The 16,656-nt window shown below is 70.3% G+C and carries 14 protein-coding genes, 1 tRNA gene and 1 riboswitch; of the genes, 4 read left to right on the top strand and 11 right to left on the bottom strand.

The genetic code is table 11. The features are described from left to right. Window positions 1–202 precede the first annotated feature (202 nt). A complete protein-coding gene (locus tag OHS71_RS24375; protein ID WP_328484621.1) occupies window positions 203–1,003 on the top strand; it encodes a hypothetical protein in 801 nt (266 codons plus the stop codon). 3 nt (window positions 1,004–1,006) lie between these two features. On the opposite strand, the gene OHS71_RS24370 is transcribed toward OHS71_RS24375, so the two are convergent. Beyond that, on the bottom strand, window positions 1,007–1,318 hold the full coding sequence (locus OHS71_RS24370; RefSeq protein ID WP_328481475.1) for a hypothetical protein: 312 nt from the start codon (window positions 1,316–1,318) through the stop codon (window positions 1,007–1,009). A 104-nt stretch (window positions 1,319–1,422) separates the two neighbouring features. Between OHS71_RS24370 and OHS71_RS24365 the strand changes: the two genes are divergently transcribed. Further along, entirely contained in the window at window positions 1,423–1,650 is a 228-nt protein-coding gene (locus OHS71_RS24365; RefSeq protein ID WP_069768564.1) for a DUF4287 domain-containing protein, read from the top strand. 110 nt (window positions 1,651–1,760) lie between these two features. Here the strand turns inward: OHS71_RS24365 and OHS71_RS24360 are convergent, their stop codons facing one another. The 3 genes from OHS71_RS24360 to OHS71_RS24350 form a co-directional block, all read right to left on the bottom strand. Continuing rightward, the gene (locus OHS71_RS24360) at window positions 1,761–2,654 is read right to left on the bottom strand and encodes a Bax inhibitor-1/YccA family protein (RefSeq protein ID WP_328481474.1); all 894 of its coding nucleotides are present in this window, start codon (window positions 2,652–2,654) and stop codon (window positions 1,761–1,763) included. Between the two features lie 254 nt (window positions 2,655–2,908). After that, window positions 2,909–4,084: a 4-hydroxybenzoate 3-monooxygenase gene (locus OHS71_RS24355; protein ID WP_328481473.1), complete on the bottom strand. Its 1,176-nt coding sequence runs from the start codon at window positions 4,082–4,084 to the stop codon at window positions 2,909–2,911. Window positions 4,085–4,250: 166 nt separating this feature from the next. After that, window positions 4,251–4,334, bottom strand: a tRNA-Leu gene (locus OHS71_RS24350). A 414-nt stretch (window positions 4,335–4,748) separates the two neighbouring features. Between OHS71_RS24350 and OHS71_RS24345 the strand changes: the two genes are divergently transcribed. Together OHS71_RS24345 and OHS71_RS24340 are read left to right on the top strand one after the other, a co-directional pair. Next, window positions 4,749–5,549: an ABC transporter ATP-binding protein gene (locus tag OHS71_RS24345; protein WP_328481472.1), complete on the top strand. Its 801-nt coding sequence runs from the start codon at window positions 4,749–4,751 to the stop codon at window positions 5,547–5,549. A gap of 80 nt (window positions 5,550–5,629) precedes the next feature. Beyond that, window positions 5,630–8,158, top strand: coding sequence for an ABC transporter permease (locus tag OHS71_RS24340; RefSeq protein WP_328481471.1), 2,529 nt, complete (start codon window positions 5,630–5,632; stop codon window positions 8,156–8,158). A 126-nt stretch (window positions 8,159–8,284) separates the two neighbouring features. Here OHS71_RS24340 and OHS71_RS24335 read toward each other — a convergent pair whose 3' ends face one another. The 7 genes from OHS71_RS24335 to OHS71_RS24305 form a co-directional block, all read right to left on the bottom strand. Continuing rightward, the gene (locus OHS71_RS24335; protein WP_328481470.1) at window positions 8,285–9,607 is read right to left on the bottom strand and encodes a cyclopropane-fatty-acyl-phospholipid synthase family protein; all 1,323 of its coding nucleotides are present in this window, start codon (window positions 9,605–9,607) and stop codon (window positions 8,285–8,287) included. A 204-nt stretch (window positions 9,608–9,811) separates the two neighbouring features. Beyond that, window positions 9,812–11,206 carry an NAD(P)/FAD-dependent oxidoreductase gene (locus tag OHS71_RS24330; RefSeq protein WP_328481469.1) on the bottom strand — a complete coding sequence of 465 codons (1,395 nt, stop codon included), beginning with the start codon at window positions 11,204–11,206 and terminating at the stop codon, window positions 9,812–9,814. Between the two features lie 485 nt (window positions 11,207–11,691). Continuing rightward, window positions 11,692–12,639, bottom strand: coding sequence for a Ppx/GppA phosphatase family protein (locus tag OHS71_RS24325; protein WP_328481468.1), 948 nt, complete (start codon window positions 12,637–12,639; stop codon window positions 11,692–11,694). Further along, entirely contained in the window at window positions 12,636–13,277 is a 642-nt protein-coding gene (locus tag OHS71_RS24320; protein ID WP_328481467.1) for a DUF501 domain-containing protein, read from the bottom strand. Before OHS71_RS24320 ends, OHS71_RS24325 begins: the two co-directional genes overlap by 4 nt. Before the next feature lie 46 nt (window positions 13,278–13,323). Next, a complete protein-coding gene (locus OHS71_RS24315) occupies window positions 13,324–13,800 on the bottom strand; it encodes an FtsB family cell division protein (RefSeq protein WP_328481466.1) in 477 nt (158 codons plus the stop codon). Window positions 13,801–13,912: 112 nt separating this feature from the next. Further along, complete coding sequence (eno, locus tag OHS71_RS24310) at window positions 13,913–15,199, bottom strand: phosphopyruvate hydratase (protein WP_328481465.1); 1,287 nt, start codon at window positions 15,197–15,199, stop codon at window positions 13,913–13,915. A 372-nt stretch (window positions 15,200–15,571) separates the two neighbouring features. Next, window positions 15,572–16,279, bottom strand: a complete 708-nt coding sequence (locus OHS71_RS24305; protein ID WP_328481464.1) for a transglycosylase family protein — start codon at window positions 16,277–16,279, stop codon at window positions 15,572–15,574. 3 nt (window positions 16,280–16,282) lie between these two features. Next, window positions 16,283–16,469: riboswitch (cyclic di-AMP (ydaO/yuaA leader) on the bottom strand. Window positions 16,470–16,656: the final 187 nt, after the last annotated feature.

The following is a 16,656-nucleotide window of genomic DNA, read 5'->3' as shown; positions in this document are numbered from 1 at the left end:
GGTGATTCAATCTCTTCCAGGATGTGACCTATCTCCCTCCCCGGAGGGATTTACCCAGCTCAGCGCGGCTCGGCAGCGAACCCCAGGCCGAAAGTCCTGCCCGTTTCGTGACGTTACGCACTGACAGCTGGATAGTCCGCCCTTCAAGCTGATGTAGGAAGTCGGGGGTCGACTTTGAACCGGGAGTACGTCAGTGAGCGCCATGCCGATCGCGTTGCTGGTCACCACGGCCGCCACGGGCGCCGTGGGCGTCGCCGTCCTGCGCACCCTTCTGCAGTTGCGCCGACAGGTCGCCGCCCTGCACCACCAGCTGGCCAGGGATGCCAGGAACGCCGAGGAGGCGACCGCCGAACTGCGCGGCTTCGTCCCGGCCGCCCGCACCACGGCCGACGCGGCTGAGATACGTGCCGCCGTCGCCGAGGCGCTCGCGGAGGAGCGGGAGCGGGAGCTGGCCGAGGCGCGCGCGTTCTGGGCCGCCCAGGAGGCCCGTGACGCCTCCGACGCGCCCTCCCTGCTGGGTCTCCCGGACAGTGAGCTGTTCCTGCCCCGGCAGGCCGACTTCGTGGGCCTGGAGCCCCTGGAGCCGGTGTCGGAGTCGTCCTCGGAGGCCGACGAGTTCGCCGCGGACTCCGCGGAACTGGCCGCGGCCCGCCGCCGCCACCCCTCGCACCCGGACTTCGTACCGGTCCAGTCGCCGGTCGTGAACGACCACGAGCGCACGGTGGCGACCCTCGAGGAACTGGCCGCGTCGCAGATCGAACTGACCGACGTACGCCCGGGACCGCTCGGCACCCTCGACGTCTACGTCTTCGCCGACGGCACCACCCTGTGCATGACGCCGGGCCACCGCGAGACGGCGGAACGCCTCGCCGCCGCCCTGACCGCGGGCGAGACGCCGTTCCTGCTGGGCGGCTCGGGCATCTCGGGTGCGTACACCCTGACGTTCCAGTGCGGCGCGGAGAACGTCTACATCCTGGCCGACCGGGTCATAGCGAGCCTGTGAGGCTCACACGCCCGCGCGCTTCTGCGCCTGCGCCACCAACTCCACAGCTTCCTGGATCAGGCACTCGTCCGTGAGTACGAGGGCCAAGTCGTGCGCGGCCACGGTGATCTGGTCGGCGGCTGCGAACATCCCGGCGTCCGGCATCTCGCGGGGCGGCGCCTCGGGCTCCTCGATGAGCTGCGCGCGCCGGGCCAACTCCCTGGCCAGGGACAGCGCCTCCGCGGCGGCGCTTCTCTGGAGCCGGCTCTGCGGAGCGGCACGCAGACGATCGGCGAAGTGGTCCACCGCACGGGTCAGGGACGTCGTATCAGCCACGCCGCGAGACTACGCGTCGCACCGGGACTGTTGCCAACGGGCGAACACTCAGGCACCGTGACCTGAAGGACCGGCTTACATCCCCTTTGCTACCGGAGGCGCCGATGTCCCATGTCCTCTCCGAGGAGACCCACCGCAACATACTGGCCCGTATCCCCCATTGCACCGGTCGTGAGGTCTCCGACTGGCTGCGCACCGTCGACGAAGGCCCCGCTCTCCGCTTCGAGGAGAAGGTCAGCTGGCTGCGCGCCGAGCACAATCTCGCGTACGGCCACGCCAAGGCGATCATCCACGAGTACGACCTGAGGAGGGCCGCGCGCAAACTCCTCTAGCGCGCACGCGACACACCACCCTACGGACACGGAGAAGGGCCCCGGGATCGGATCCCGGGGCCCTTCCCGCTGTCGCGCGCCGGCGTGTACGCCGTCGGTCGCGCGCTCGCTCAGTCGCTGTTGAGGATCGAGAGGAGTCGCAGGAACTCCATGTAGATCCACACCAGGGTCATGGTGAGGCCGAAGGCGGCGAGCCAGGCCTCCTCGCGCGGGGCGCCGTACGCGATGCCGTCCTCGACCTGCTTGAAGTCCAGGGCGAGGAAGCAGGCGCCGAGCAGAATGCCGATAACGCCGAACACGATGCCGAGCGGACCGCTGCGGAAGCCGAGTCCGTCACCGCCGCCGAAGACGGTGAACAGCAGGTTCACCATCATCAGCAGGACGAAGCCGAGCGCGGCGGCCATCACGAAGCCGTAGAAGCGGCGGTTGACGCGGATCCAGCCCGCCTTGTACGCCACGAGCACACCGGCGAAGACCGCCATGGTGCCCAGCACCGCCTGGGCGACGACGCCGTCCGCGATGTACGTGGACACCGCGCTGGAGATGACGCCGAGGAAGACGCCCTCGAGGGCGGCGTACGACAGGATCAGCGCGGGGACCGCGCGGCGCTTGAACGACTGGATCAGGGCCAGCACCATCGCGACCAGGCCGGCCACGATGGCGATGCCGTACGACTTGCCGATGTTGGCCTCGTCGACGGGCAGCAGCACCCAGGACAGCACCGCGGTGAGGACCACGAGGCCGAGCGTGGTCGCGGTGCGCGCGACGACGTCGTCCATGGTCATCCGGCCGGTGGCGGCCGGGGCCTGCGGCGGGGCGCCGTGCGAGAGGTCCTGCTGGGCGTAAGGGTTCTGCGCGTACGGGTTGCCGGCCTGCTGGGCGTACGGGTTGCCCGGCTGCGTGCCGACTGCGGGTCCCCCGGCCTGCGGCGCGGCGTTGAAGCCCGCGTAGCCGTTGTCGCGGCTGAACCCCCGTCGCGAGAAGACCGGGTTTCTGCTCCTCATTGCACTCCTCCGTGGCCACACTGCGCGGCCTTGGGCTCAAGGGTAATAGGTAGGCAAAGGATTGACCCTAGTGCTTGGGGAGGATCTTTCCCTGTTGCTGCTGCGCAACACGCTACGCGGCGTGCTGATTCCCGGAGCGGGAGGGCTGTGTTCATGACCAAGCCGGGACCTGGCCGGTACCGCACGGAGACCGCGGCGGCCCGCGTGGAGGCGGGACGCACCCGCGCGCGGGCCCGGACGGACCCGCCGTCCGGTCAGTCGAACGGGAATCCGGTGTACCCCTCGGCCAGGTCGGTCCCGGCGGCGCGGGAGGAGGCGATCCGCTCCAGACGGGCCAGCTGGAGGCGCCCCTCGAAAGGGGTGGCGTCGGGCGCCGTGTGCAGGAGGGTCGTCATGTCGTACGAGAACCGTTCGGCCTGCCAGACGCGCCGCAGACAGGTCTCGGAGTAGGCGTCCAGGAGTTCCGCGGAGCCGGTCTCCCGACGGTGCGTCAGGGCCCGCGCGAAGGTGACGACGTCCCCGACCGCGAGGTTCAGCCCCTTCGCCCCGGTCGGCGGCACGATGTGGGCCGCGTCCCCGGCGAGGAACAGCCGGCCGTGCCGCATGGGCTCGTGGACGTAGGAGCGCATGGGGGTGACCGACTTCTGGGTGATCGGCCCGCGCTCCAGTTTCCAGCCGTCGTCGGTCTCGAGGCGGCGCTCCAGTTCGTCCCAGATCTCCTCGTCGCCCCAGCTCTCGGCGTCGGTGCCCTCGGGCACCTGGAGGTAGAGGCGGGAGACGGCCGGGGAGCGCATGGACAGGAGCGCGAAGCCGCGGTCGTGGCGGGCGTAGACGAGCTCGTCGTGCGAGGGCGGCACATCGGCGAGGATGCCGAGCCAGCCGAAGGGGTACGCCCGCTCGAAGGTGCGGGTCCGCGCGGCCGGCATCGCCCGGCGGGCGACCCCCCAGAAGCCGTCGCAGCCGACGACGTAGTCGCACTCCAGGACGTCCTCGACGCCCTCGTGGCGGAAGCGGACCCGCGGGCGGTCGGTGCCCGCGTCCTCGACGGCCAGCGCCTCCGCCTCGAACAGCAGCGGGCCGCCCGCTTCCAGCTGGAGGGCGATCAGGTCCTTGCACACCTCGGTCTGCGCGTAGACCGTCACGGACCGGCCGCCGGTGAGGGCGGGGAAGTCGACGCGGTGACGCTGCCGGGCGAACCGCAGCTCGATGCCGTCGTGCCGCATCCCCTCCCGGTCCATGCGCGCCCCGGCCCCGGCGGCGCGCAGGACGTCCGCCGTGCCCTGCTCCAGGATCCCGGCGCGCTGGCGCTGCTCGACATAGGCCCGGTCGCGGCTCTCCAGCACGACGGAGTCGATGCCGGCGTTGTGCAGCAGACGGGCGAGGAGGAGGCCGGCCGGGCCGGCGCCGACGATGCCGACGGTGGTGCGCATCGGGCGTTTCCCTTCGACGTTCGCACAGTGAAGTTTTATTCACTCTTGTGGGACGTGAGTCTGCGCCCCTGTTCACCGGGTGTCAACGGTCGGGACGAGGAGAGGGCCGACCGCCGCGGCGGTCAATGCCTCGAAGGAGGAGCGACGACCGCCGGGACGTCGGAAGTGCCCAGAGCCGGACTTGAACCGGCACGCCCGCGAAGGGGCAGCGAGGTTTAAGCTCGCCGTGTCTGCATTCCACCATCTGGGCAGGCCGAGGGCTCCACTTGAGCTTCAGACCCTATCGGGATCCGTCCCCCGGACAGCGGAACAGCGGACCGATGTTGTCTTATTTTATTGGCGCCTGAGGGTGCATCAGCACCAGGAACTCGCCATCCGCACTTGCCAGTAGCCTGACGCGCGGCAACCGCTCGCGTATGCGGAATGACGGAATTTCACCGTACGAACGAGGGCGCTCCACCGGTTCTTGACGAACGTCCACCAGGCGGACGGGCGCCGACACGAGTAGGGGGCGCGGGTCATCCCCAGGTATGACACGACGGTCCACCGTCCGACCCGAGTCTGCCTTCGGAACCGGAACAACGGCTGACTACACGACGGCGAGCGGCCGGGACGATGGTTCACGTCCCCCAGACATGCCGTCGTCCCGTCAGGAGCCACGCCCGTGACCACCAGCCCCCTCGCCGAGCGGACCACCACCGCGGCCGCCCGCGCCACGGACCTGTCGAAGATCTACGGACAGGGCGAGACCCAGGTGGTCGCCCTCGACCGGGTCTCGGTCGACTTCCGGCAGGCCGAGTTCACCGCGATCATGGGACCGTCCGGCTCGGGCAAGTCCACGCTGATGCACTGCGTGGCGGGCCTGGACAGCTTCTCCTCCGGCTCCGTGCGCATCGGCGACACCGAGCTCGGCTCACTGAAGGACAAGCAGCTCACCAAGTTGCGCCGGGACAAGATCGGGTTCATCTTCCAGGCGTTCAACCTGCTGCCGACGCTGACGGCGCTCGAGAACATCACGCTCCCGATGGACATCGCGGGCCGCAAGCCGGACAAGGAGTGGCTGGAAAAGGTCATCGGGATGGTGGGGCTCGCCGACCGGCTGAGGCACCGGCCCTCGCAGCTTTCCGGCGGACAGCAGCAGCGGGTGGCCGTCGCCCGCGCCCTCGCCTCCCGCCCGGACATCATCTTCGGAGACGAGCCGACCGGAAACCTCGACTCCCGCTCCGGCGCCGAGGTCCTGGGCTTCCTGCGCAACTCGGTGCGGGAGCTGGGCCAGACGGTGGTGATGGTGACCCACGACCCGGTGGCGGCCGCCTACGCGGACCGGGTGATCTTCCTCGCGGACGGAAGGATCGTCGACGAGGTCCACGGCCCGACGGCCGACTCGGTGCTCGACCGGATGCTGCGTCTCTCCGGGAAGGACGCCCGCACCCCCGGGTTCGGCCCCAAGGGCAGCACCAGCTGATCTCCGGCCGCTCACCGCCCGGCCGCTCACCGACCAGGACCTACCGCTCGACGACGAGCAGGACTGAGAAGACAACACCCATGTTCCGTACCGCCTTGCGCAACGTGCTCGCGCACAAGGCCCGGCTCCTGATGACCGTGCTCGCCGTGATGCTCGGCGTGGCCTTCGTGTCGGGGACCCTGGTCTTCACCAACACCCTCTCCGGCGCCCTTCAGGAAAGCTCCGAAAAGGGCTTCGACCAGGTCGACGTCGCCGTCACCGCCGAGTCCCGGCCGGACGTCGGCGACCGCATCGTCAAGTCGGCCGAGCTGACCCAGGCCCTGCTGGAGCGCAGCGCGAAGGTACCGGGCGCCGCGTCCGCCGTCGGCGTCGTCAACGGCTTCACCGCCATCGCCGGCAAGGACGGCAAGCTCATCGGCGGCGGCTTCCAGTCACAGGGCGGGAACTACTGGGGCGGCAAGGACGCCCGGTACCCGTTCGTCTCCGGACACGCCCCGAGCGGCGCCGGCGAGGTCGTCATCGACTCGCGGACCGCCGAGCGCGCCGGGTACGAGGTCGGAGACACGATACGGATCTCCGTCGACGGTCCCGTCCTCACCCCGAAGATCACCGGCGTCTTCACCACCGACGACGGCAACGTCGCCGCCGGCGGCAGCCTCGCCCTGTTCGACACGGCGACCGCGCAGAAGCTTTTCGGCAAGACCGGCGCCTACGACGAGATCGACGTGAAGGCGGCCCCCGGGACCTCGCAGAGCGCGCTGAAGTCCGCGCTGGACACCGCCCTGCCGAAGGACGAGGTCGAGACCACCACCGGCCGGCAACTGGCGGACGACCAGGCCGTGATGATCTCCGCGTCGATGAGCGGGATGAAGCAGGGGCTGCTGGTCTTCGCCGGGATCGCGCTGTTCGTCGGCACCTTCATCATCGCCAACACCTTCACCATGCTGGTCGCCCAGCGCACCAAGGAACTCGCCCTGATGCGAGCCGTCGGCGCCTCCCGCCGGCAGGTCACGCGGTCGGTGCTGATCGAGGCGTTCGTCGTCGGCACGGCGGCCGGGGTGACCGGTCTGGTGGCCGGCATCGGCATCGGGGCCGGGATGCGGTCGCTGCTGGAGACGCTGGGTGCGACCGTCCCCGACGGGCCGCTCGTCGTGTCGGGCGGCACGGTCGCCGCCGCCATGGCCGTCGGCATCGTCATCACCATGCTGGCTGCCTGGCTGCCCGGCCGCCGCGCCGCGAAGATCCCGCCGGTCGCGGCGATGAGCAGTGTGCACGCCACCGCGAGCGCCAAGTCTCTGGTGCTGCGCAACACGCTGGGCACGCTGTTCTCGGCGGCGGGCGTCGCCGTGGTGCTGGCCGCGACGACGATGAGCGGCTCCGACGGCCAGGCCCCCATGGGTCTGGGCGCGGTCCTGCTGATCATCGGCGTCTTCATCCTGACCCCGCTGCTGTCCCGTCCGCTGATCGCGGCCGCCGCGCCCCTGCTGCGGATCTTCGGGGTGTCGGGCAAGCTGGCCCGGCAGAACTCGGTGCGCAACCCGCGCCGTACGGCGGCCACGGCCTCGGCGCTGATGATCGGCCTCACCCTGATCACCGGGATGACGGTGATGGCGGGCAGTCTCCAGAAGTCCATCGACAAGATGGCCTCCTCCGCGATCAGGGCCGACTACGTCGTGTCGATGGCGAACGGCAACGAGCTCTCCGCCGGCATCGACGAGAAGCTGGGGGCCACCGGGGGCGTGACCGCCACCAGCCCGATGCGCAACGCGCCCGGCCGGATCGACGGCACGACCGAGTTCCTCACCGGGGTCACCGGCTCGACCATCGGCGAGCTGACCGACCTCGAGGTGAAAGACGGCACGTTCAAGGTGGGCGGCGGGCAGGTCGTCGTCGATGACGCCACCGCCAAGGCCCACGGCTGGAAGGCCGGGTCCGCCTTCACGGTGAACTACGAGGACGGCAAGAAGCAGCAGCTGACGGTCGCCGCGGTCTACGAGGGCAACGAACTGATCGAGGGCATCCTGCTGGACAACGCCGCTCTCACCCCGCATCTGGCCGACCCGACCGACATGCGGATCCTGGTCAAGACGTCCGGCGGCGCCTCGGACGGCGCGAAGGACCGGCTGGAGAAGGCTCTCGGCTCCAACCCGGCCATCAAGGTGCAGAGCAAGAAGGACCTCTCCAACGAGGTCGCCAAGATGTTCACGCTGATGCTGAACATGCTCTACGGACTCCTCGCGATGGCCGTGATCGTCGCGGTCCTCGGCGTCATCAACACCCTGGCGATGTCGGTCTTCGAGCGCTCGCAGGAGATCGGCATGCTGCGGGCCATCGGCCTCGACCGGCGCTCGGTCAAGCGGATGGTGCGGCTGGAGTCCCTGGTGATCTCCCTCTTCGGCGGCGTGCTCGGCATCGGCCTGGGCGTGTTCTTCGGGTGGGCGGCCGGTGAGCTGCTCGGCACCAGGATGCCGACGTACGAACTGGTCGTGCCCTGGGCCCGGATGGCCGTCTTCCTCCTGCTGGCCGCCGGGGTGGGCATCCTGGCCGCGCTGTGGCCGGCCCGGCGGGCGTCGCGCCTGAACATGCTGGCCGCGATCAAGTCCGAGTAGCGGCGGCGGTACGGCCGGGGCCCCGTCGCACGGCTGCGGCGGGGCCCCTCGTGCGTGCGCCCGTCGGCTCCCGCCCGGCGGGCGACGCCTCCGGTTCCGTTCGGCGGCCGTCAGGTCCGGACGGGTTCAGCGGGCCTCGGTTCCCGGTGTGTCGAGCGGCCGGTTCCAGGTGCGGGCGCGCAGGGGCATCCCGGAGCCGCCCGGCTCGGGGGTCCGGACGGCCAGGACCTGGTTGACGCCGATGCGGTTGCGTTCGAAGGCGACGGCGGAGGCGGCCATGTAGAGCCGCCAGACCCGGGCGCGGCCGGGACTGCTCAGGTGGACGGCCCGGTCCCAGTCGGCCTCCAGGCGGGCGACCCAGCGGCGCAGGGTGAGGGCGTAGTGCTCGCGGATCGACTCCACGTCCCGGACCTCGAGACCCGCCCGTTCCAGCTGGGTGACGGTGGTGCCGACGGGGGCGAGTTCGCCGTCGGGGAAGACGTAGGCGTCGATGAACGCGTCCACGTCGTACGTCGACTCGTCGCGCTGCGGGCGGCGGGCGATCTGGTGGTTGAGCAGCCGGCCGCCGGGCCGCAGCAGCGCGAACAGGGTCCGCGCGTACTCCAGATATCTCTCGGAGCCGACGTGCTCCGCCATGCCGATGGAGGAGACCGCGTCGAACGGGCCGTCGGTGACGTCCCGGTAGTCCTGGACGCGGATGTCGACCTTGTCGGTGAGGCCCCCGTCGGCGACGCGCTTGCGGGCGAACGCCGCCTGTTCCTGGGAGAGGGTGACCCCGACGACGGTCGCGCCGTGCTCGCGGGCCGCGTGGACGGCCAGGGAGCCCCAGCCGCAGCCGACGTCCAGCAGCCGCGCACCCGGGCGGAGGTCCAGCTTGCGGCAGACGAGTTCGAGCTTGTCGTGCTGGGCGCGTTCGAGGGTGCTGTCCTCGGACTCCCAGTAGGCGCACGAGTAGACCATGGACGGCCCGAGGACGAGGGCGTAGAAGCCGTTGCCGACGTCGTAGTGGTGGCTGATCGCGCGGCGGTCGGTGTGACGGGTGTGGAGGTGTCCGGTCCGGCGGACCTCTTCGCGGGGCGGGGCGGGCGGCAGCGGCGGTCCGGCGAGCCTCACCAGGCCGCGGACCGCCGTTCGAAACTGCGGGTCGCGCAGGGCCTGGGCGAGTGTGCGGGCGTCCTCGCCCCGCTCCCAGAGGAGACCGGAGAGCAGATCGAGCGCGGTGTACAGGTCCCCCTCGATGTCGAGGTCGCCGGCCACCCAGGCACGGGCCAGGCCGAGTTCACCCGGCTTGAAGAGGAGCCGGCGCACGGCCCTGCGGTTGCGCACGACCAGGGTGGGCGCGCCGGGCGGACCCGCCTGCGAACCGTCCCAGGCGCGGACGCGCACCGGGAAGGGGGCACCCAGCAGCTGTTCGACGAGGGCATGGAGCCGCGGCGCGGCGTCAGCCATGATCAACCTCCGTGACGGTGATCCCGCTATGTCCTGACACCACGTAAACACGGCAGGGTGCGCGGTCCAGTCCCGCGCGGCCGTTACGGCTCGGCAAAATACATGTACCCCACACATGCCAGCGGTGGGGCGGCGGACGCCGAAGGGGCCGCCCGCACCACGGATGGCGGACGGCCCCTTCAGGGGTGTTTCGGTGACCGGAGGTCAGGAGGCCTTGGCCTTCTCGTTCTCGGTCTTCTCGGCGGCCGGCTTCGCGGCGACCGGCGCCGGCTTGGCAGCCTCGTAGAACTCCTCGCGCGGGGACTCCAGCGCGCCCAGCGCCACGACCTCGCGCTTGAGGAACATGCCGAGCGTCCAGTCGGCGAAGACGCGGATCTTACGGTTCCACGTCGGCATCGCCATGCCGTGGTAGCCACGGTGCATGTACCAGGCGAGGCGGCCCTTGACCTTGATCTTCATCTTGCCCATGACGATCATCGCGACGCCCTTGTGGAGGCCGAGGCCCGCCACCGCACCCTTGTTGGAGTGCGCGTACTCCTTCTGCGGGAAGCCCCGCATGCCGGAGATCACGTTGTCGCCGAGGACCTTCGCCTGACGCAGCGCGTGCTGTGCGTTCGGCGGGCACCAGGCGTTCTCGACGCCGGCCTTGCGGGCGGCGACGTCCGGGACCTGGGCGTTGTCGCCGGCGGCCCAGATGTAGTCGGTGCCCTGGACCTGGAGGGTGGGCGCCGTGTCCACGTGACCGCGGGGGCCCAGCGGCAGACCGTAGCGGGCCAGGACCGGGTTGGGCTTGACGCCGGCCGTCCACACGATGGTGCTGGAGTCGACCTCGAGGCCGTTCTTCAGCACCACGTGGCCGTCGACGCAGGAGTCCATGGAGGTGGAGAGGTAGATCTCCACACCGCGGCCCTCGAGGTGCTCCTTGCCGTACTGGCCGAGCTTGGGGCCGACCTCGGGAAGGATCTTGTCGGCGGCGTCGACCAGGATGAAGCGCATGTCCTCACGGGACACCGTCTTGTAGTACTTGGCCGCGTCGCGAGCCAGGTCCTCGACCTCACCGATGGTCTCCGCACCGGCGAAGCCGCCGCCGATGAAGACGAAGGTGAGCGCCTTGCGGCGGATCTCCTCGTCGGTCGTGGAGTCGGCCTTGTCGAGCTGCTCGAGGACGTGGTTGCGCAGGCCGATGGCCTCCTCGACGCCCTTCATACCGATGCCCTGTTCGGCGAGGCCGGGGATCGGGAAGGTGCGGGAGACCGCGCCGAGCGCGATCACGAGGTAGTCGAAGGGCAGCTCGTACGCCTCGCCGACCAGCGGGGCGATCGTGGCGACCTTGCGGTCCTGGTCGATGGTGGTGACCCGGCCGGTGAGGACCTCCGCCTTGGGCAGCACGCGTCGCAGCGGTACGACGACGTGACGCGGGGAGATGTTGCCGGCGGCGGTTTCGGGGAGGAAGGGCTGGTAGGTCATGTACGACCGGGGGTCGACGACCGTGACGGTCGCCTCGCCGTAGCGCATCTTCTTCATGATGCGCCGAGCTGCGTACAGGCCTACGTACCCACCGCCTACTACGAGGATCCTGGGACGCTCCGTGGTGCTCATGCCATCGAGTATCCACCCGCTCCAGGGGGGTCGCTCGTGCGCCCCTTCACAAGCTTGCCGGGGGTGTGTGCTATCCTCCGCGCCCCGCGTGATCCACGTCATGGCGCGAGAGGGGAACCAGCGTGTAGGGCCCGGCGTTGTCAATGCCGCGTGAGCTGCCTCTCCGCACCCGGAGGGCCTCCGTGAGACCGTCCGGAACCCCCTCCCGACGTCTTCGCGAATCGCCCACCCGCACGTCTTTTGAACACGTTCACACGAGGGTTGGGCCCCCGGAAGGGTCAACGAGGACATCTCCGTCCTCCGACAGGGCCGAATTCCTTGTGAAGAACTTCACGAACTTTCCCGGCGGGGTGTCCCCGGAACGCGCCCGAGGGCCCCGGAGGGCCCCTCCGCTCTGCTCATACGCGCATCCCGCCTGCTCAGCAGAGTGCAAGTACCGGGCTCCCGACGGCCACACGATCGACCGGACGACGCCGTCGGGATCGCTACCCGGCCGCCGTATGGAACGCGATCCCGTCGAGGATGTCGTGCTCGCTCACCACGACCTCCTGCGCGCCGATCCGCTCCATGATCGCCAGCAGTACGAGCGCACCCGCCGCGATCACGTCCACCCGGCCCGGGTGCATGGCCGGCTGCGCCGCGCGCTGGGCGTGCGTGGCCTTCAGCAGGGCGTCGCTGATGCCCCTCACCCGCTCGACGCCGATCCGCGAGTGGTGGATCGCCGTGGAGTCGTACTCGTCCAGTCCGAGCGCGATCGCCGCCACCGTCGTGACCGAGCCGGCCAGGCCGACCAGGGTGTGTGCCTCGCGCAGCGGGACGGTCCGCTCGGCGAGGTCGAGGGCGGCCTCGATGTCGGCGCGCATCGCCGCGATCTGCCCGGCGGTGGGCGGGTCGGCGACCTTCCCGTCCACGACCAGGTGCCGCTCGGTCATCCGCACGCAGCCCACGTCGACGGAGCGCGCGGCGCGCACCCGGTCGTCGCCGACGACGAACTCGGTCGAACCGCCGCCGATGTCCACCACCAGGAAGGGCCTGGCGAGGTCGTCGCGCCCCTTGAGCTCCCTCGTGGCTCCCATGAAGGAGAACTCGGCCTCCTGGTCGCCGGAGATGACCTCGGGCTCGACGCCGAGGATGTCCAGCACCCCGCGCACGAAGTCGTCGCGGTTCTCCGCGTCCCGGGAGGCGGAGGTGGCGACGAAGCGCACCCGCTGCGCGCCGTGCTCCTTGATGGCTGCCGCGTACTCCCGGCAGGCCGCGAAGGTCCGCTCCAGCGCCTCGGGCGCGAGCCGTCCGGTGCGGTCGACGCCCTGGCCGAGGCGCACGATCGTCATCCGGCGGTCCAGGTCGACGAGTTCGCCGGTCTCCGGGTCCGCGTCGGCGACCAGCAGACGGATCGAGTTCGTACCGCAGTCGATCGCGGCGACGCGGGTCATCGGGTGTCTCCCTCGACCGGCTCGACCGGCTCGACCGGCTCGGAGAGGACGGGGCCCGCCCCGTCCCGCGACGGCTGCGGCTGCGGCTGCGGCTGCGGCTGCGGCACTTCGCCCGGCGGCGATGCGGGGAGCGAGACGCAACTGCCCTTGCGCCACCACTCGGGGAGCATCCCCAGGGCCTCGTCACCGAGCGGGTTCACCCCCGGACCGGCGGCCAGGGAGTGCGCCACGAGCACATGAAGGCACTTCACGCGGTCCGGCATGCCGCCCGCGCTGGGGAAGTTCTTCAGCTCCTCGATCTCGTCCCGGCGCCGGATGTAGTCCTCGTGCGCGGCACGGTAGGAGGCGGCCAGCTCGGGGTCGGTGCCCAGCCGCTCGGTCATCTCCTTCATCACGCCGTTCGCCTCGAGCGTGCCGATGGCCGAGTTGGCCTTGGGGCACGTCAGGTAGTACAGCGTCGGGAAGGGCGTGCCGTCGGGCAGCCGGGGGGCCGTCTCCACGACGTCCGGCCGGCCGCAGGGGCAGCGGTGCGCGATCGCGCGCAGACCGCGCGGCGGCCGTCCGAGCTGCTGCTCGAAGGCCTCGACGTCCGCGTCGGTGGGCTCGGTGCGCGGGGTGGTCGGCGGGGGCGTGTCCATGCCTGTCTTTCTATCGGTCAGTTCACTGGCCGGTGCGCTGTCGCGTTCACCGGTCGGAGGCGTCGGACTTGTCGACGCCGTCCCAGACGTTGGAGTACCAGGGGCGGTCGGCCGCCCCGAGGTCGGCGCGGGACTGCTTGGCCGCGTCCGGGTCGATCACCACGAACCCGGTCTCCCCGGGCAGGACGTAGTGCAGCCGCAGCCGGATCTGCTGCTCGGCGTAGGCGTCGTCCTGCCAGCGCGCCTTGAGGTCGCGCAGCTGCTCGACCCGTTCTCCGGCCTGCCGCTTCTCGCGCTCCAGGTCGGCGATCTCGGCCCGCTGGGAGACGTACTGGCGCATCGGGTAGGCCAGCGCCACGATCAGCGTGCACAGGACCAGCGCGAGGAGCGCGGCGCGGCCGGTGAGGCGCGAGCGGCGGGCCTGGCGCTTGGTCTGGGAGCGGTAGACCCGGGCCGCGGTCTGCTCGCCGAGCAGTTTGATCCTGGTCGCGGTGGAGAAACGGTCCCGGTCCTTCACAGCCACTGTTTCCCGCCTCCCGTCTCACACGTGCGTACGTCCCCGCACACGGTACGGGACCGCGTACGGGGACGTACGTACGACTGGCGGAGCCTCGACCCGGTTCGGGCCGGCGGCGTCAGCCCTTGAAGCGCGGGAACGCGGAGCGGCCGGCGTACACCGCGGCGTCGTCGAGGATCTCCTCGATGCGCAGCAGCTGGTTGTACTTGGCGACGCGGTCCGAGCGGGCCGGGGCGCCGGTCTTGATCTGACCGCAGTTCACCGCGACGGCGAGGTCGGCGATGGTGACGTCCTCGGTCTCGCCGGAGCGGTGGGACATCATGCACTTGAAGCCGTTGCGCTGGGCCATCTCGACGGCGTCCAGCGTCTCGGTCAGCGAGCCGATCTGGTTGACCTTGACGAGCAGGGCGTTCGCGGAGCCCTCCTCGATGCCGCGGGCGAGGCGCTCGGGGTTGGTGACGAAGAGGTCGTCGCCCACGATCTGGACCTTGTCGCCCAGCTTCTTGGTGATGACGTTCCAGCCGGCCCAGTCGTCCTCGTACAGCGGGTCCTCGATGGAGACGAGCGGGTACGCGGAGACGAGCTCCTCGTAGTACTCGGTCATCTCGGCGGCCGAGCGGGACTTGCCCTCGAACTCGTACTTGCCGTCCTTGTAGAACTCGGACGCGGCGACGTCGAGGGCGAGCGCGATCTGCTCGCCGGGGACGTAGCCGGCCTGCTTGATGGCCTCGAGGATGAGGTCGAGCGCGGCGCGGTTGGACTCCAGGTTCGGGGCGAAGCCGCCCTCGTCGCCGAGGCCGGTGGACAGGCCCTTGGTCTTCAGCACCTTCTTGAGGGTGTGGTAGACCTCGGCGCCCCAGCGCAGGGCCTCGGAGAAGGACTCCGCGCCGATGGGGGCGATCATGAACTCCTGGATGTCCACGTTGGAGTCGGCGTGCGAGCCGCCGTTCAGGATGTTCATCATCGGGACGGGCAGCAGGTGTGCGTTCGGGCCGCCCAGGTAGCGGAACAGCGGCAGGTCGCTGGCCTCGGAGGCGGCGTGGGCGACGGCGAGCGAGACGCCGAGGATGGCGTTGGCGCCGAGCGAGCCCTTGTTGTCGGTCGCGTCCAGGTCGAACATCGCCTGGTCGATCAGGCGCTGCTCCGTGGCGTCGTAGCCGACGAGCTCCGGGCCGATCTGCTCGATGACGGCGAGGACGGCCTTCTCGACACCCTTGCCGTGGTAGCGGTTGGGGTCACCGTCGCGGAGCTCGATGGCCTCGAAGGCACCGGTGGAGGCGCCGGACGGAACGGCGGCACGACCCGTGCTGCCGTCGTCGAGGCCGACCTCGACCTCGACCGTGGGGTTGCCTCGGGAGTCCAGGATTTCCCGGGCTACGACGACGTCGATGGACGGCACGAGCATCTCCTTCTTGGGATGTGACGCTGGTTGTGCGGGGCTCACGGGCCTTGACGCGCCCTTGCTGAGCCCTGCGACTAGAGCCTAACCGCCCCGGGGCCGTCGGCAGCCGACCGACCGTCCCGTGGACAGACAGACGGTACCTATTGTTTCCGCCCGGAACAAAGGGGGTGGCCGGTAAAGGACGGCAGGAAGTCGCCGACAGGCGGAAGAGACGCCCCTGAAGGGACGCAGGCAAAGAGAAACCCCGCTCCGGTGCGTACGGGGGAACACGCACCGGAGCGGGGAGCCCGTGGGGACGGGGGGATGACCCTCACGAGGTCGTCAGTGTGCCGACCCCGGATATGAGGGCGCTGTGGCTTCTCGGGGAGCCAGGTGTCACTTCAGGTGCAGCTGCTGGCCCGGGTAGATCAGGTCGGCGTCCGCGACGATGTCCTTGTTCAGCTTGAACAGCTTCTCCCAGCCGCCCTTGACCTTGTGCTTCTCGGCGATGGAGCTGAGGGTGTCGCCCTTGACGACCTTGTACTCGCCGTCGCCCTTCTTGACCTTCTTGCCGGTCGGGGTGGTGACCGTCTTGGAGGCGGCCGGGCGGTCGGCCGAGCGGGAGGAGCTCTGCTTCTCGGTCGAGCGGGTGGTGCTGCCGCTGTCCGAGGAGCTGGAGGAACCGGACGAGCCGGAGGAGCCGGTGTCCGAGGAGCCGCCGCCGTTGTAGGCGGCGCCGGACAGGCCGGTGCCGCAGACGGGCCAGGCGCCCTTGCCCTGGCCGGCGAGAACCTTCTCGCCGATGGCTATCTGCTGGGACTTGGAGGCCTGGTTGGCCTGCGCGGCGTACTGGGTGCCGCCGTACGCGGCCCAGGTGGAGGCGGAGAATTGCAGACCGCCGTAGTAGCCGTTGCCGGTGTTGATGGACCAGTTGCCGCCGGACTCGCACTGGGCGACCGCGTCCCACTCGGAGGCGGTGGCGGCGGAGGCGTTGCCGGCCGCCATGAGCGGGGCGGCGATGGCGACACCGGTGACGCCGGCGAGCGTGGCGACGCGGGTGGCCTTGGAGGGACGGCGGTGCTTGCCCTTACCGGAAAACAGCATGGTGGATCCCCTCACCGACGCCTGCGAGGTGAGCTGTCGGGTTCGGGCCGTGTGAGTTGCCCGGCCACTCCTCGTCCGCCGGAGCACTGCTCCGTGGGAGGTGTGGCTTCACCCCGAGCCGTTCCGGTCGACCACCCCGGCCCGGCACTTACCTTGGGTCCCCCGCTCCTGCCTACGGCGCTTGACGCGACGACTGTTCCCGTACCGCCGCTGGCAGGATTCGGCGTTGCGACGGTCGGGGCTCGGGTTGCCGAGCGGCCTCGACCGTAGACACGCGATCGACGGAATTTCAAAGACGATCAGGGCTTCTGAGACTCATCCCACACTTTCACCAAACCGGACATTCGGCGCGAAGCGTGACGTGAACTCCCGCTGTT

The sequence above is a fragment of the Streptomyces sp. NBC_00377 genome (assembly GCF_036075115.1).
In the GTDB taxonomy this organism is placed as follows: domain Bacteria; phylum Actinomycetota; class Actinomycetes; order Streptomycetales; family Streptomycetaceae; genus Streptomyces.
This window is presented reverse-complemented; position numbering and strand designations above follow the sequence as displayed.

What these genes read in the sequence shown, in the direction of transcription:
- OHS71_RS24375 (WP_328484621.1), top strand. Translation starts at nt 203, where the DNA reads ATGCCGATCGCGTTGCTGGTCACCACGGCCGCCACGGGCGCCGTGGGC.
- OHS71_RS24365 (WP_069768564.1), top strand. Translation starts at nt 1,423, where the DNA reads ATGTCCCATGTCCTCTCCGAGGAGACCCACCGCAACATACTGGCCCGT.
- OHS71_RS24360 (WP_328481474.1), bottom strand. Translation starts at nt 2,654, where the DNA reads ATGAGGAGCAGAAACCCGGTCTTCTCGCGACGGGGGTTCAGCCGCGAC.
- OHS71_RS24355 (WP_328481473.1), bottom strand. Translation starts at nt 4,084, where the DNA reads ATGCGCACCACCGTCGGCATCGTCGGCGCCGGCCCGGCCGGCCTCCTC.
- OHS71_RS24340 (WP_328481471.1), top strand. Translation starts at nt 5,630, where the DNA reads ATGTTCCGTACCGCCTTGCGCAACGTGCTCGCGCACAAGGCCCGGCTC.
- OHS71_RS24335 (WP_328481470.1), bottom strand. Translation starts at nt 9,607, where the DNA reads ATGGCTGACGCCGCGCCGCGGCTCCATGCCCTCGTCGAACAGCTGCTG.
- OHS71_RS24330 (WP_328481469.1), bottom strand. Translation starts at nt 11,206, where the DNA reads ATGAGCACCACGGAGCGTCCCAGGATCCTCGTAGTAGGCGGTGGGTAC.
- OHS71_RS24325 (WP_328481468.1), bottom strand. Translation starts at nt 12,639, where the DNA reads ATGACCCGCGTCGCCGCGATCGACTGCGGTACGAACTCGATCCGTCTG.
- OHS71_RS24320 (WP_328481467.1), bottom strand. Translation starts at nt 13,277, where the DNA reads ATGGACACGCCCCCGCCGACCACCCCGCGCACCGAGCCCACCGACGCG.
- eno (WP_328481465.1), bottom strand. Translation starts at nt 15,199, where the DNA reads ATGCTCGTGCCGTCCATCGACGTCGTCGTAGCCCGGGAAATCCTGGAC.
- OHS71_RS24305 (WP_328481464.1), bottom strand. Translation starts at nt 16,279, where the DNA reads ATGCTGTTTTCCGGTAAGGGCAAGCACCGCCGTCCCTCCAAGGCCACC.